This is a genomic window from Galbitalea soli (genome assembly GCF_010686725.1).
GTDB lineage: Bacteria > Actinomycetota > Actinomycetes > Actinomycetales > Microbacteriaceae > Galbitalea > Galbitalea soli.
The window spans coordinates 1167297-1180263 of record NZ_JAAGWZ010000001.1 but is presented as its reverse complement, the minus strand read 5'-3'; the positions used below and the strand labels follow the sequence as shown (position 1 = coordinate 1180263).

Annotated in this window: 16 protein-coding genes and 1 tRNA gene; 10 read left to right on the top strand and 7 right to left on the bottom strand. The window is 67.3% G+C overall.

Annotated elements, in window-relative coordinates; genetic code table 11:
* Window positions 1-12: 12 nt before the first annotated feature.
* Window positions 13-483 carry an Rv3235 family protein gene (locus tag G3T37_RS05575; protein ID WP_163472425.1) on the bottom strand — a complete coding sequence of 157 codons (471 nt, stop codon included), beginning with the start codon at window positions 481-483 and terminating at the stop codon, window positions 13-15.
* A 168-nt stretch (window positions 484-651) separates the two neighbouring features.
* Between G3T37_RS05575 and G3T37_RS05570 the strand changes: the two genes are divergently transcribed.
* Window positions 652-1305: a hypothetical protein gene (locus tag G3T37_RS05570; protein ID WP_163472616.1), complete on the top strand. Its 654-nt coding sequence runs from the start codon at window positions 652-654 to the stop codon at window positions 1303-1305.
* Here G3T37_RS05570 and G3T37_RS05565 read toward each other — a convergent pair.
* Window positions 1277-1576, bottom strand: coding sequence for a helix-turn-helix domain-containing protein (locus G3T37_RS05565; RefSeq protein ID WP_163472424.1), 300 nt, complete (start codon window positions 1574-1576; stop codon window positions 1277-1279). The two genes, G3T37_RS05570 and G3T37_RS05565, sit on opposite strands and share 29 nt — an antisense overlap.
* Window positions 1577-1688: 112 nt before the next feature.
* Here G3T37_RS05565 and G3T37_RS05560 point away from each other — a divergent pair, with 112 nt between their 5' ends.
* From G3T37_RS05560 to G3T37_RS05550, 3 genes are read left to right on the top strand one after another with little or no spacing between them, the layout of a single operon-like run.
* Complete coding sequence (locus G3T37_RS05560) at window positions 1689-2336, top strand: hypothetical protein (protein ID WP_163472423.1); 648 nt, start codon at window positions 1689-1691, stop codon at window positions 2334-2336.
* 3 nt (window positions 2337-2339) lie between these two features.
* Window positions 2340-3698, top strand: a complete 1359-nt coding sequence (locus tag G3T37_RS05555) for a CpaE/TadZ family protein (RefSeq protein ID WP_179465140.1) — start codon at window positions 2340-2342, stop codon at window positions 3696-3698.
* Window positions 3646-5142: a histidine kinase N-terminal domain-containing protein gene (locus tag G3T37_RS05550; RefSeq protein WP_163472422.1), complete on the top strand. Its 1497-nt coding sequence runs from the start codon at window positions 3646-3648 to the stop codon at window positions 5140-5142. Before G3T37_RS05555 ends, G3T37_RS05550 begins: the two co-directional genes overlap by 53 nt.
* Before the next feature lie 140 nt (window positions 5143-5282).
* Here the strand turns inward: G3T37_RS05550 and G3T37_RS05545 are convergent, their stop codons facing one another.
* Window positions 5283-5531 carry a WhiB family transcriptional regulator gene (locus G3T37_RS05545; RefSeq protein WP_147784762.1) on the bottom strand — a complete coding sequence of 83 codons (249 nt, stop codon included), beginning with the start codon at window positions 5529-5531 and terminating at the stop codon, window positions 5283-5285.
* 171 nt (window positions 5532-5702) lie between these two features.
* Here G3T37_RS05545 and G3T37_RS05540 point away from each other — a divergent pair, with 171 nt between their 5' ends.
* On the top strand, window positions 5703-6092 hold the full coding sequence (locus G3T37_RS05540) for a hypothetical protein (RefSeq protein WP_163472421.1): 390 nt from the start codon (window positions 5703-5705) through the stop codon (window positions 6090-6092).
* Between the two features lie 12 nt (window positions 6093-6104).
* Here the strand turns inward: G3T37_RS05540 and bcp are convergent, their stop codons facing one another.
* Window positions 6105-6581, bottom strand: a complete 477-nt coding sequence (gene bcp / locus G3T37_RS05535; protein WP_163472420.1) for a thioredoxin-dependent thiol peroxidase — start codon at window positions 6579-6581, stop codon at window positions 6105-6107.
* A 75-nt stretch (window positions 6582-6656) separates the two neighbouring features.
* Here bcp and G3T37_RS05530 point away from each other — a divergent pair.
* From G3T37_RS05530 to G3T37_RS05515, 4 genes are all read left to right on the top strand, one after another.
* A tRNA-Lys gene (locus G3T37_RS05530) sits at window positions 6657-6729 on the top strand.
* Between the two features lie 255 nt (window positions 6730-6984).
* A complete protein-coding gene (locus tag G3T37_RS05525) occupies window positions 6985-7329 on the top strand; it encodes a helix-turn-helix domain-containing protein (protein ID WP_163472419.1) in 345 nt (114 codons plus the stop codon).
* A complete protein-coding gene (locus G3T37_RS05520) occupies window positions 7322-8626 on the top strand; it encodes a HipA domain-containing protein (RefSeq protein WP_163472418.1) in 1305 nt (434 codons plus the stop codon). Before G3T37_RS05525 ends, G3T37_RS05520 begins: the two co-directional genes overlap by 8 nt.
* A gap of 87 nt (window positions 8627-8713) precedes the next feature.
* Window positions 8714-9529, top strand: a complete 816-nt coding sequence (locus G3T37_RS05515) for a hypothetical protein (RefSeq protein WP_163472417.1) — start codon at window positions 8714-8716, stop codon at window positions 9527-9529.
* A 58-nt stretch (window positions 9530-9587) separates the two neighbouring features.
* Here G3T37_RS05515 and G3T37_RS05510 read toward each other — a convergent pair whose 3' ends face one another.
* Window positions 9588-10418: a COG4705 family protein gene (locus G3T37_RS05510; RefSeq protein ID WP_163472416.1), complete on the bottom strand. Its 831-nt coding sequence runs from the start codon at window positions 10416-10418 to the stop codon at window positions 9588-9590.
* 162 nt (window positions 10419-10580) lie between these two features.
* Here G3T37_RS05510 and G3T37_RS05505 point away from each other — a divergent pair, with 162 nt between their 5' ends.
* Window positions 10581-11018 (top strand): SRPBCC family protein, encoded by a 438-nt coding sequence (locus G3T37_RS05505; RefSeq protein WP_163472415.1) that lies wholly within the window; start codon window positions 10581-10583, stop codon window positions 11016-11018.
* A 133-nt stretch (window positions 11019-11151) separates the two neighbouring features.
* On the opposite strand, the gene G3T37_RS05500 is transcribed toward G3T37_RS05505, so the two are convergent.
* A complete protein-coding gene (locus tag G3T37_RS05500) occupies window positions 11152-11961 on the bottom strand; it encodes a phosphate ABC transporter ATP-binding protein (RefSeq protein ID WP_163472615.1) in 810 nt (269 codons plus the stop codon).
* A 118-nt stretch (window positions 11962-12079) separates the two neighbouring features.
* Entirely contained in the window at window positions 12080-12892 is an 813-nt protein-coding gene (locus G3T37_RS05495; RefSeq protein ID WP_163472414.1) for a sortase domain-containing protein, read from the bottom strand.
* Window positions 12893-12967 lie beyond the last annotated feature (75 nt).

The window sequence follows — 12967 nt, the reverse complement described above, 5'->3', positions numbered from 1 at the left end:
TGGCGTTGCGAGTCACAGCACGTGTAGCGCGGTGGCGCGCCAGCGACGGTCGAGCCCTTCGAGCCGGAATGCGACGGCACGGGTGCGCGCGCGCCCGCGCACGATGACGACGGCCTCCACCACCCCGTCGCGCGGCTCGCAGGCGACCGTGGAGCCGATCGAGAAAGACGGCCGGGTCGGGCGAACCCCCTTCGCCTCGCGTGCCCGCGCCGACAACACGACCCGTTTCAGCAGGTGGCGGTAGACCTCGTCTGAGACCCACCGGGCGATCTGCTCGAGGTCGCGGGCTCCCGCAAGGATCTCGACGACGCAGCGGGTCAGATTCTCAAGGAGGGGGCCCGGGTCGGGAAGCTGCGCGGTGGACGACCGCTGGAGGCCGAAGAACTCGTCGCTGTCGAAGCGAGGAGGGGGTGGCACGATCCGGGGCCGTGACGTCGTGGGCGGAGGGGTGTCGGCAAGGCGCATCGATCGTGCAGTGTTCATGTCCATCCAGGGGGGTGGGGGAACGGGCTGTTTACCCCACAACGGGGGAGTGCCTGACACTCAACCAGACGAGGCCCGCTTTGACCACGCCCCCGTCGTGGGGCTGGGGATAACCGCTGTGGACGGTGTGCCCGCGGGTGGTCATCCGCGTGCTAGACCTTGTTCGTGATGCGCTGGGACAACCTCTTCGACGACCTCGAGAGCCAGCTCGACCACGAGCTCGCGGCCGACGACATCGACGTGCGGGCCGAGGAGGAGCGGCTGCGACTCGCCCGGCTGAGCCTGCGCGATCGTGTGGTGCGGGTGCAGGAGTCAGGCTCCGGCAACCGGGGCGCGGGCAACCCGGGCTCGGGCAACTCGGGCCCGGGGAGCTCGCGCGCGGCGCCCCTGCGCATCATCGCTCGAGACGGCAGCCGCCTGACGGTGATTCCCGCGAACGTCGGGAAGGACTGGATCGCGGGCGACCTCATCGATCCCGCAGACCGGAGGGTGCCCTGCCTGCTTCCCCTCGACGCGATCGCCGGGGTGTCGCTGGCGCGTGAGCAGCTCGCCGACAGCCTCGAGTTCCACCCCGTCACCGATCGGCAGCGCGTCTCTCTCGCCGATCGGCTGACCTTCGCCTTCGCACTGCGCGACCTCTGCCGGCGTCGGGTGACCATCGAGCTCATTCTCGAGGGCGAGAGGATGCACGGCACGATCGATCGCGTCGGGCGCGACCACCTCGACCTCGCGGTGCACGACGCCGGGGTGCCGCGACGAGAGTCGGCGGTGCAGGACTACCGGATCGTCCCGTTCAGTCGAATCCTGCTGGTAACCGTCTGACCGGGCTCGCGGGGAGCAGCTCTGCGATATTCGCGAAATCGGACTGGTGCCAGAGCGTGAGACGCCGCGTCTCCTCGTACATGGCCTCGATATAGGACTCCAACACGGTGCGCTCGATGCGCCACGTACCGTGACCGCCGATCTTGATGGCGGGCAGCTCGCCGGAGCGGACGAGCGCGTACGCCTGCGAGGCCGAGATGTTCAGGATCTCAGCGGTGTCGGCGAGGGTGAGGAACCTCCCGACCTGGCTACCCGCGGCGCTCTCATCCATCCCATGATTATGCGCCGGGGGGCGCCCGCGAAACGGGGGTGTGGATAACTTTCGTCACGCATCGGCCGGGCCCGTGACGATGGATGCCCGGCCACACCCAAGGAGCACCGTCATGCCCGAACATCCCCCCGGCACTCCGCCGCGCACGCGACCCCGACTGGTCTGGTTCGATCCGCGGTTCGGCATTGGCCTGGCGCTGGTCGTGGCCTCGGTGATCGGGGTGAGCCTGCTGGTCTCGTCGATGGCGGCCTCCGATACCGTGCTCGCCGCGCGGCATTCCCTCGCGGAGGGCACCCGGGTGACGGCCGACGACTTCATCGCGGTCGCCGTGCGCCGGGGCGGCGTCGCGCGGTTGTATGTGCAGTCCGGGCGTCTGCCGAAGGCGGGGGCCATCCTCACGCACTCGATCGCCGCGGGCGAGCTCCTCCCCGATTCCGCCGTCGCCTCCGTCGCCGAATCCGACCGCAGTTCGGTTGTCGTTCCGCTGAGCTCTGGCGTGCCCGCGACGATCGGAGTGGGGAGTCGGGTGCAGCTCTGGTCGGCAGCGCCCACCGACGGCACGCATTTCGACACCCCGCACACGATCGTCGACACCGCCGTCGTGGCGCGGATCGTACTGCCGGACTCCCCGCTCGACGTGGCCAAGGGAACCTCCGTCGAACTGGTCATTCCGCGCGACAACACCGCAGCGGTGCTTCAAGCGATCGCCTCCGGCGCTGCGATGAGTATCGTGCCGCTCGATGTGCACGTGGGCGGCTGAGCGATGAGGGTGGCTCTCGCCGTGCCCGCGTCGGTGGAGAACGCTCTCGCCGTTGGCGCGATTCGACACGGACACGAGGTCGTCGCTCGAAGCGCGAGCGCCCATGAGCTGGCGGAGCGAGTGGTGCTGGCGCGACCCGATCTCGCGCTCGTCGTGGCGAGTGAGCGCTACCTGAGTGAGCAGCTCGTCGCCGAGTGCGACGGAGCCGGAGTGCGGCTCACCGTCGTCACCACGAGCGACGCCGAGTATCGCTACGCGACCTCACTCGGGCTCGTGGACACGGTCGAGTTCGACGCCGCGTCGCTCGCGTCGCTGGGAGAGGATCCGATGGCGGTCGACCTGGTCGCGGCGGACGCGTGCTGGCGTCGCATCGAGGAGGCGACCGCTCTTCGGGTGCGGCCCACCGAACCACCGCCCGTCGCTCCGGCCGCACCCGAGGCGCCACGACGCGGGGCCGTCATCGCCGTGTGGGGGCCGGCCGGGTCGCCGGGACGCACGACGCTCTCCATCGCGATCGCGGCGGAGATCGCGGCCGCGGGCTTCTCGGTCGCCCTCGCGGATGCCGACACCCACGGCGCATCGATCGCCCCCACCCTGGGAATGCTCGACGAGTCACCCGGATTCGCGGCGGCCTGCCGGCTCGCGGGCACCGACAACCTGACGCTCAGCGAGCTGGAGCGCATCGGCCAGCGCTACCGTTCCGGGCACTCCGGCTTCTGGGTGCTCACCGGGATCGGCCGGCCCGCGCGCTGGCCCGAGTTGAGCGCGACCCGGGTGGCGGCCGCCATCGCGCGGTGTCGGGAGTGGGTCGACTTCACTGTCATCGACACGGGGGCCAGCCTCGAGACCGACGAAGAGATCTCCACCGATCTCCAGGCACCCCGGCGCAACGCCGCGACCCTCACCGCGCTCGCGGAGGCCGACCGCGTGGTCGCGGTGGGTGCGGCCGACCCGGTCGGACTCTCCCGGCTCCTGCGGGCTCACGTCGATCTGCTCGAACTCGTCGATCCCACGCGCGTGATCGTCGCGATGAACCGGCTGCGTGCGAGCGCGATCGGGCCCGGTCCGGCCGCGCAGGTCGAGCAGACCCTGGCGCGGTTCGGGGGCATCTCGGCGGCCGCGATGATCCCGCACGACCAGGCGGGGGTGGATGCTGCGGTGCTGACCGGGCGGACGATCGCGGATGCGGCGCCACGGTCATCCGCGCGCGCCGCGATTCGCGCGCTGGTGCAGTCGCAGCTGCTGCCGCCCGCCCCCGCGACCCGCCGACGCGCGGCCCGCCCGCGCGCCGACCGGCTAGCCTTAGACGGTGTCAACGCTCTCAGATCTCGTGCTCGCGCAGGGTCGCTCGACCGAGGCTGACGTCGAGTGGCTTCACCTCCTCGTCGGCGACTGGCAGCTGCTCGCCGACCTCGCGTTCGCGGATATCGTGCTCTGGGTGCCGACGGACGACGACAGCTTCGTCGCCGTCGCCCACGCCCGACCGTCCAGCTCAGCGACGCTGTTCTACCGGGACTTCGTCGGCCAGCACGTGAAGCCCGAGTGGGCGGCGCAGGTCACCGAGGCGTTCGAGACGACGACCATCATCGACTCCACGACCCCGACCTGGTACGAGGAGACGCCGACCCGCGTGCGCGCGGTTCCCGTGCTGCGGCGCCTCGCCCCCAGCGGCAAGCGCACGACCGACTTTCCCATCGCCGTCATTACCCGGCACACCAACCTCAGCGAGGCCCGCACCCCCTCGCGCCAGGAGCTCACCTTCAACGAGTGCGCCAACGACCTGTTCGCGATGATCGCGTCGGGTGACTTCCCCGACCTCGGCGCGCCGACAGCGCCTCGGCGCGGCGCTCCCCGGGCATCCGACGGTCTCATCAGGCTCGACATCGACGGCATGGTCACCTTCGCGAGCCCGAACGCGCTCTCCGCCTTCAACCGCATGGGTTTTGCGGGTGAGCTGGAGGGCGAGTCGCTCGCCGAGGTGACCACGGCGCTGCTCGTCGACCGCAAAGACGTCGTGGACGAGTCGCTGCCGCTCGTTGTCACCGGTCGCGCACCGTGGCGCACCGACATCGAGGCGCGTGGCGTCACCGTCTCACTTCGGGCGATCCCGATCCGCGACCGGGGCGAGCGCACCGGCGCGATCGTGCTGTGCCGGGACGTGACGGAGGTGCGGCACCAGGAGCGCGAGCTCATCACCAAGGATGCGACGATCCGCGAGATCCACCACCGGGTGAAGAACAACCTGCAGACCGTGGCCTCACTGCTGCGCATCCAGGCGCGACGCACCCACAACGACGTGGCCAGGGATGCACTCGGCCAGGCCATGCGCCGCGTCGCCGCCATCGCGGTCGTGCACGACACACTGAGCGAGGGCCTCAGTCAGAACGTCGACTTCGACGCGGTGTTCGATCGCGTGCTGCTGCTCATCGCCGAGGTGGCATCGAGCCACAACACGACGGTGCACCCGAAGTCGGTCGGCAGCTTCGGGGTGCTCCCGAGTGAGTACGCGACGCCGCTCGCACTCGCGCTCACCGAACTCGTCACGAACGCCGTCGAGCACGGCCTCGCGGGGCGCGACGGGGAGGTCACGATCGTCGCCAAGCGCACCGACTCCAAACTGAGCGTGAAGGTGCGCGACAACGGAATCGGACTGCCCGAGGGCAAGGTCGGGTCGGGACTCGGAACGCAGATCGTGCGCACGCTCATTCAGGGCGAACTGGGCGGCACCATCGACTGGCACACCCTCGTGGGGAGCGGCACCGAGGTGACGATCGACGTGCCGTTGAACTGGTTGCACAAGAGCTGAGGCGAGGCCGGGCATCCGCCGCGCGGGGGAGTGCGAGCGGGCGCTGCCGGCGGGCGCGCACGTCGGCGGATGGGATGCGACAGCGGGCAGCAGAAGAGCCCGCCGAGATCGCTCTCGACGGGCTCGACTGTTTCGGATTGCTAGGAAGCGCGGCGGGCGCGGGCGGCGCGGCGCTTGAGGGCACGGCGCTCGTCTTCGCTGAGTCCACCCCAGACGCCGGAATCCTGGCTGGTCTCGAGGGCGTACTGGAGGCACATCTCGGTGACGGAGCAGCGCGCGCACACGGCCTTGGCCTTGTCGATCTGGTCGACGGCCGGACCGGTGTTGCCGACCGGGAAGAAGAGTTCCGGGTCTGCGGTCAGACAGGCGGCCTTGTCACGCCAATCCATAGTGGTACTCCTTATTAAATGGTGCAGTGGAACAGAGGTCGATGACCTGGATGTCGGGTGGGGGAGGTGAAAACTTCGGGACTCGCTCACAACGGTGTGGGCGTCAAATCAACCTCACATAGACTCGCACATCGGGTAGGTCAAATCAATAGTTTTGTATGGGATGTAGCTGTGAGCGAAGCGCCGAAACCGAGGGCACTGCTGGTGCTGGCGGGCCTCATCTTCCTCGAGGCGGCGGCCGTCGCCGTCGCAGCGATCTCTCTCGTCGTCGAGATAGTTGCGAGCACCCCGAGCTCCTACGCGAGCGCGATCGCGCTCGCGGCGCTGGTCGCGCTGGCCGCAGTGCTGTTGGCGATCGTGGGCGTCGCGACCGTGCGGGCGCGGCCGTGGATTCGCGGTGCGGCCATCTGCTGGCAGATCCTTCAGGTGCTGGTCGCGGTGAGTATTCTGCAGGCCCAGGCGCCCGACGTCGCGTGGCTGCTGATCCTGCCCGCGGCCGCGATCATCATCCTGCTGTTCACCCGCTCGGTGCGGGAGGCGACGGCTCGCCCCGAGCGCTGACGCCGCCGCCGGTCAGGCGTCGACGCCGAGCTTCTTACGCAGGCTCGCCACGTGGCCGGTGGCCTTGACGTTGTAGAGGGGAAGCTCGATCCGGCCGTCCTCGCCCACCACGAAGGTCGAGCGGAGGGTGCCCGTCACCGTCTTGCCGTACAACGACTTCTCGCCCCACGCGCCGTACGCCTGATGAATCGTGAGGTCGGGGTCGCTGAGGAGCGGGAAGTTGAGGCCCTGCTCGGACTGGAAGGTCTTCAGGTCATCCAACTCGTCTTTGGAGACCCCGAGCACCTGGTAGCCGGCCGACTTCAGAGAGTTGATGTTGTCGCGGAAGTCGCAGGCCTGCGTCGTGCAGCCGGGGGTGGATGCGGCCGGGTAGAAGTACACGATGGTCTTCGTACCGGCGAAGTCGGCGAGTGACACCGGGGAGCCGTCCTGGTCGGAAAGGGTGAAAGCGGGGGCGATGTCGCCCTTCTCCAGGCGGGTTCCGGTCACGGTGGACTCCTTCGTGTCGCTGATGGTCTGGTCTCATGCTAATCTTGCTTCTCGGCCCTCGCGCGCGGGGGCTGCGCACCTCTAGCTCAATTGGCAGAGCAACTGACTCTTAATCAGTGGGTTCCGGGTTCAAGTCCCGGGGGGTGTACAAAGAAGCCGGTCAGACCGGCTTTTTTTGTGCCCGGAATCGTGCGAGAGGGCTCAACCCCGCATGAGCCCCGCGCATTCGCTTTCTGGTGCACCCGTGAAGGAGTGAAAGCGGCCAGGCGACGATGCGGTCAGGCCATCGGTAGCGCTGCTCCGCACAAGGCCAAGCGGTAGCGCATTGGCGTGACATCAACAACAATGTACGATATGTATTACATATCGCTGCATGTACGATGTGTGTTACACAAGGGGCGGAATGAAGATCTCGGGCGTCGACGATATCGGGGTGATTGTGCGCCAACGACGGAAGGCGTTGACCCTGTCGCAGGCGGAACTCGCGAGCCGATCAGGAGTGACACGGCAGTGGCTGACCCGATTCGAGCGCGGTAACGCCGAGGTCGCGCTGTCCAAGGTATTCGCGGTGCTCCGTGAACTCGACCTCATGATGAGGATTGACGCGAGGGAGGACAGCGTCGTGCCGCGACAGTACGACATCCCGCGGGTCGTCGTGCCCCGGATGACGTTCGAGCCGGTCGCGCTCGCTCGCGTGCGGGATCGACTGCGTGCGATCCCCCTCGATGAGGCGAGCTGCGATGAGTGAGCGGCTCGACGTCTTCCTGTATGGCTATCCGGTCGGCACTCTACGGCGTGATGGCATCGAACTCTACGTCTTCGACTACGACGGCGAATGGGCCACATCAGACGAGACGACGTCCCTCTCCCTGTCGATGCCACTGGCGCAACGCACGCACTCAGGGCGGGTGGTGGCCAACTTCGTCGACAACCTGCTTCCCGACAATCCGGAGGTCCGTCAGCGATGGGCGACGGACGCGGGGCTCGACAGCGACGAGCCTTTTTTCCTCCTGCAGCACTATGGACAAGACGTCGCCGGGGCGATCAGTTTCCGCGCGCCGGGCGCGGAGGCTGCGGGCAGTCGGAGCGCAATCTCGGACGCGGAGATCGCAGAGCGTATTCGTCAGCTCACCGAGGATGACACCGCATGGCACGACGATCGAATCGCAACTGACGGGCAGTTCTCTCTCGGCGGAACGCAGACCAAGTTCTCGCTCGCGAAGCACGGCAGCGGGTGGTTCGAGACGGTTGGTGACGACCCGTCGACGCACCTCTTCAAGCCGCGTGTGAAGGGTGTTCCCGATGGGGAACTCATCGAATTCGTGGTGATGCGGGCCGCCGAGCTGCTGGGCATTCCCACGGCGCGAGTGGATCTTTTCATCGACGGCGACCAGCACTCGCTCGTCGTGGAGAGGTTCGATCGAATCGAGCGGGCGGGCGACATCATTCGGCTCCACCAGGAAGATCTGGTTCAGTCGCTCGGCCTGCCTCGTCTCCGAAAGTTCGAGTCGCACGGGGGCCCCGGGATCGACCGCATCATGGGACTGCTCAGGGCTTCGTCGGATCAGGAGTCGCGCATCCGATACGCCGTCCTTCTGATGTTCTCGTGGCTCGTACTCTCAACCGACGCACACGCTAAGAACTATTCGGTGTTCCTGCAGCCCGACGGAGCCATCCTGACGCCCCTGTACGACGCTTCGTCGGTCATTCCCTATCTGAGCGCGGATCGCGACACAGACGTGGAGTCGATCCTTCGTCGAGCGGGAGAGAGGAAGCTGGCCGTCAGGTATGGTGCGAGCTACCTCGCCAAAGACGTGGCCAGATTTGAGCTTGACGCGATCGCGCGAGCCGCCGGGATGCCCGGTGACGACCTCCTCGCCGCGACGGCGGTCTGCCTGACCAGCATCTCCGCGACGATTTCAGAGGTCGCGACGTCACTGCCCGCGGAGCTGCAGACTGACACGGTGGCGCGTCTGGTCGCCTGGATGCCGGTCCGCGTTGAGCAAGCCGCCCGGGCATTGGGGATCGACGGGATTCTCGGGTAGCGGGTCAGCGCAGGAGGCCTGTAGTGCGACCGCACTTTGCGGCGCGGCTTCATAGACAGGCGAGGCGGCACGCCACTACTATCAGCCATGACCCGAACAGTACTCACATTCTTCGCCGTCGCGGCCACCCTGTTGGCTCTCGGTGCGTGCACGAGCGTCAGGGAGGTGTACCAGCCCCCGATGCGTCTCATCACGCCGTCACCGACGGCGACAGCGACGACCGTGCCGGCCGCCACTCCGTCGCCCGCGCGCACGGCGAAGCCCTCACCGCCTCCCATCTCCCGGGGCGGCGATGTCATTCTGGTCGGCGGAGTCGTTCTGCCGAACTCGGCGCGCACGCCGGGGGAGAGAAATCCAGCCGTGACGCAGGCCACGATCGGAAGCACCATCTGTGTCTCAGGCTGGACCGCGACCGTTCGACCTCCGTCGTCGGTGACGACGGCCATCAAGGTTCAACAACTCGCATCCGGCTACGCCTTCCATGGCGACACGTCGACGTCCGATTACGAGGAAGACCACCTCATCAGCCTCGAGTTGGGTGGCTCGCCGTCGTCAGTGGCCAACCTGTGGCCCGAGCCGTACGCCGCGAGAGAAGGTGCGCGTGCCAAGGATGCCCTCGAGAACCGGCTGCACGTCCTGGTCTGCGAGACCCGCGTGAGTCTGCTCACCGCGCAGAAGGCGATCGCCGACAATTGGTGGGACGCGTATCGGAAGTACGTCGTGACGACTCCTCGGCCCGTGGTGAAACCTCAGCCTGTCGCCCCGGCGCCGCCCACAACCCACATCGTCCATCCGGGCGCATTCTGTGCCGTGCGGGGCGCAACCGGAGTGACGACAACCGGGCGGGCGATGGTGTGCAAGACGACCAGCACCGACAGCCGACTGCGCTGGCGATCTGCGTAGCGCGTGATTGGCGCTCGCACTGCGCCGCGGACCGAGGCTCGGGCAGTCAATCAGGCGCTCAGGCGGGGTCGAGGTGTCCCGCCTTCAGCCCGCCCGGCGTGGTCACCGTGCGCGCGCGGGCAGAGAACTCCCGCCAGCTGAGGAAGGCAACGACGACGAGGATGACCGACCAGAAGATCAGGCTCGTCGTGGTCGTGCCCAGCCCCAGTCCGCCGTCCTTGGTGGCCTGCGACAGGTAGTCGCCGGTGGAGGCGCCGAGCGGGCGGGTGAGCACGTAGGCGATCCAGAAGGACAGCACCGCGCCGAGCTTCAGGGCGTAGTGGGCGAGGGCGACGAGGCCGATCATCCCCAGGAACAGCAGCGCCGAGGGCAGGTAGCCCAGCGCCAGCCGCTCGGCGAGGAGGTCGCCGGCCGAGGTGCCGAGGGCGAAGGTGAAGAGGATGGTCGCCCAGTAGAAGCCCTCGCGGCGGGTGGTGAGGATGGAGTGGATCGACAGCGTCTTCTCGGAGACGAACCAGACCGTGAAGGTTGCGGCAAGCAGCACGGCGAACGCGATGGTGGTGACGATCAGCGGCACGCCCAGGTTGTCGACGAGGTTGTCGGAGACGAGGGTGCCGACCACGCTGATGAGCACGACGGCGAGCCAATAGATGGCGGGAACGTAGCGGCGCGCGCGGAACTGGATGACGAGAACGATGGCGAGCAGCACGGCCATGATGATGCTCGTCACCTGGAGGCCGAGGCCGAGGGTGTCGGAGAGGTAGTCGGCGAAGGTCTCGCCCACGGTGGTTGCGAGCACCTTGATCACCCAGAACGCGATCGTGACCTCGGGCACCTTGTTCAGCATTGTCTTTCGCCCGGATGCGCCGGGTGCAGTGAATGTTGTCATGCGACCACCCTGCCGGGGCCAACCCGTGAGACCTCCCGCGCATGGCCCGCCGCTGATGAAAGAGACGACAGGGTGGCGCGGATGCCCGCCCCCAGTTCGGGGCTGCCATTGGCTGCGGCGCTAGGCTGGCGCCATCATCCGCCGCACAGTGATCGGACACCCATGGCGCACGCCGAGCATCGCACAACGGTCAGCAAGCCGATCGAGGAGGTGTTCGCCTTTCTCGCGGACGGGCTCAACAACCCCCGGTGGCGTCCGGAGGTGCGGGAGATCTCGCATGTCTCGGGCACGGGCGTCGGGGCCGTGTACGCGCAGACGATGACGGGCCCGGGCGGACGCGCGATCGCGGGTGATTACCGTGTGACCGAGTACCGTGCGCCCACGCGGCTCGCGTTCGAGGTGATCGCGGGCCCGGCGCGTCCCACCGGAGTGTTCACGCTCGTCTCCACCGGCCCCACCACGACGGACGTGACCTTCGCCATAGACCTCACGCCCACCGGACTCATGAGGCTCATGTCACGGATGATCGCCGCCCAGGTGGAATCGGAGGCCGCCAACATCGCCCGCCTGCCCGCCGCGCTCGATGGAACGCCTCTTTGAACGGTTGGTGCACGAGTGTCCTCGCGGATGACAGGAATCCACAGGCGCGGGCCGTCGAGTGGAGTTCATCCGGTGCGCTGAACCGTTCGGCTGACGGAGGCGGCGACGCGCTCGCGACTTCATGTATCTCGTGCTACCCGAAGCGACCATTCACGTAGTCCGCGGTTCTGGGATCGGTGGGAGTGGAGAATACGGTGCTCGTCAAACCCGACTCGACTATTTCACCGGGTGTGCCCTGAGCGGCGAGGAAGAATGCGCACCGGTCCGACACGCGCTGTGCTTGCTGCATGTTGTGGGTCACGATGACGATGGTGACCTCGTGGGCCAGTTCCATCATCGTCTGCTCGATGACTCGAGTCGAAGTCGGGTCCAAAGCGGAGCATGGTTCGTCCATGAGGAGGACCCTCGGCGTGACGGCGAGGGCCCGCGCGATGCACAGACGTTGCTGTTGCCCGCCGGACAGGCTTCCTCCTGGCTGGCGCAGGCGGTCGCGGACCTCCTTCCACAATCCAGCGCGTTGGAGGGACTGCTCGACCAGGTCGTCCTTCCTCGATCGTGATGCACGCTTGTTGGTCAGTTTCAATCCGGAGACGACATTGTCGTAGATGGACATCGCAGGGAATGGGTTCGGCTTCTGGAAGACCATTCCGATGTGAGCGCGGGCGTCAGTGATGGTTCGAGCGGGCTCGTAGATGTCCTGTCCATCAAGCAGAACCTCACCCGCGAGCGCGGCCGATGGGATCAGTTCATGCATCCGATTCAAAGTGCGCAGGAACGTCGATTTCCCGCACCCGGAAGGCCCGATCAGTGCCGTGATTTCCCCCGCACGCATGGTGAGCGACACCTGGTGGAGCACCTTTCGGCTGCCGAACCACGCGGAGATGTTCCGTGCATCCAGTTCTGCAAGGGGCGCGGCCGGCAGGTGAAGGACCTCGGTCGGCATCGTCGGGGGATGCGGATGCGCGTCGGACGCATCGACGTGCCCGGCGTGCAGGGACTGAGCGGTTGGTGTTGTCATGATCGAGCCTCCTGGTCGTGGAGTGTTGGCCGAAGGGCGGTGTCTAGAGGAGGTTGGGGAGAAGGCCGATCGCAGCGTCGGCGGTGGTGGCTCCCAGCACGAGAATGACCGGTGCCGCCACGATCCAGGTCTGCCACACGCCCCAACGACGCTGCAGCCACCGCGCGCCGGCGATGGCGATTGCGAGCCATTGCAGTGCGAAGAGGAACGGGAGGATCGCATTCGGATCGGTTTGCATCGCTCCCTCACCGGGACTCAATGCGGCCGGTTGGAAGATTCGACCAGGAGTTTCGTGCGCGGTGCCGCTGAGTGCGGCGTCCACGTAGAGGATGCCGGTCGGCGCGAGCGGAGGGCCATCTGCGGTCACCAGTTCCAAACGACCGCCGGTTGGCGACGTCGGCGTGGGGAGGAGATCACCTGCGCGGCGAAGGCCGATGACGGTGAACTTGTTATCTCCCTGGCCCGTGATGACCGAGATGGTGTCGCCAGGCACGAGCGCCGAAAGTCCGGCGAAGGGGCCCCCGTATGTTGCAGCGCGTCCAAGGATGATGCTCGTCCCAGCTTGCCCGGGGAACACGGAGTCCCTGCGATGTCCTGGTCCTGCGCGGAGAATCGATGGGGTGGTGCCCTCCGAGATGACCTCCGACCAGCCGAGGCGGGGGATGCTCATGACGGCGATGGGTGTACCGGAGGCGACCGGAACTCCGTTGAGATCCGTCTGACCCAACGGGGTGGTCGCCAGTGCAAGCGAGCTTCGCAAGGCTTGATATTCCTGCAGCTGCGACTGGGTGTGCTGGATCGCCCCAAACAGCGTGACGTGGCCGACGAATGCAAGCAGAAGGGTGGAGAGCGTCACCCAGATCACTCCGATCCACCATCGGAACTCCTTGGGCGTCGGTGGGTGTCGCTCTGGTCGTGCCTTGGGCCGACG

What these genes read in the sequence shown, in the direction of transcription:
- G3T37_RS05510 (WP_163472416.1), bottom strand. Translation starts at nt 10,418, where the DNA reads ATGACAACATTCACTGCACCCGGCGCATCCGGGCGAAAGACAATGCTG.
- G3T37_RS05515 (WP_163472417.1), top strand. Translation starts at nt 8,714, where the DNA reads ATGACCCGAACAGTACTCACATTCTTCGCCGTCGCGGCCACCCTGTTG.
- G3T37_RS05545 (WP_147784762.1), bottom strand. Translation starts at nt 5,531, where the DNA reads ATGGATTGGCGTGACAAGGCCGCCTGTCTGACCGCAGACCCGGAACTC.
- G3T37_RS05555 (WP_179465140.1), top strand. Translation starts at nt 2,340, where the DNA reads ATGAGGGTGGCTCTCGCCGTGCCCGCGTCGGTGGAGAACGCTCTCGCC.
- G3T37_RS05575 (WP_163472425.1), bottom strand. Translation starts at nt 483, where the DNA reads ATGAACACTGCACGATCGATGCGCCTTGCCGACACCCCTCCGCCCACG.
- G3T37_RS05525 (WP_163472419.1), top strand. Translation starts at nt 6,985, where the DNA reads ATGAAGATCTCGGGCGTCGACGATATCGGGGTGATTGTGCGCCAACGA.
- G3T37_RS05570 (WP_163472616.1), top strand. Translation starts at nt 652, where the DNA reads ATGCGCTGGGACAACCTCTTCGACGACCTCGAGAGCCAGCTCGACCAC.
- G3T37_RS05500 (WP_163472615.1), bottom strand. Translation starts at nt 11,961, where the DNA reads ATGCCGACCGAGGTCCTTCACCTGCCGGCCGCGCCCCTTGCAGAACTG.
- G3T37_RS05565 (WP_163472424.1), bottom strand. Translation starts at nt 1,576, where the DNA reads ATGGATGAGAGCGCCGCGGGTAGCCAGGTCGGGAGGTTCCTCACCCTC.
- G3T37_RS05520 (WP_163472418.1), top strand. Translation starts at nt 7,322, where the DNA reads ATGAGTGAGCGGCTCGACGTCTTCCTGTATGGCTATCCGGTCGGCACT.
- G3T37_RS05560 (WP_163472423.1), top strand. Translation starts at nt 1,689, where the DNA reads ATGCCCGAACATCCCCCCGGCACTCCGCCGCGCACGCGACCCCGACTG.
- G3T37_RS05505 (WP_163472415.1), top strand. Translation starts at nt 10,581, where the DNA reads ATGGCGCACGCCGAGCATCGCACAACGGTCAGCAAGCCGATCGAGGAG.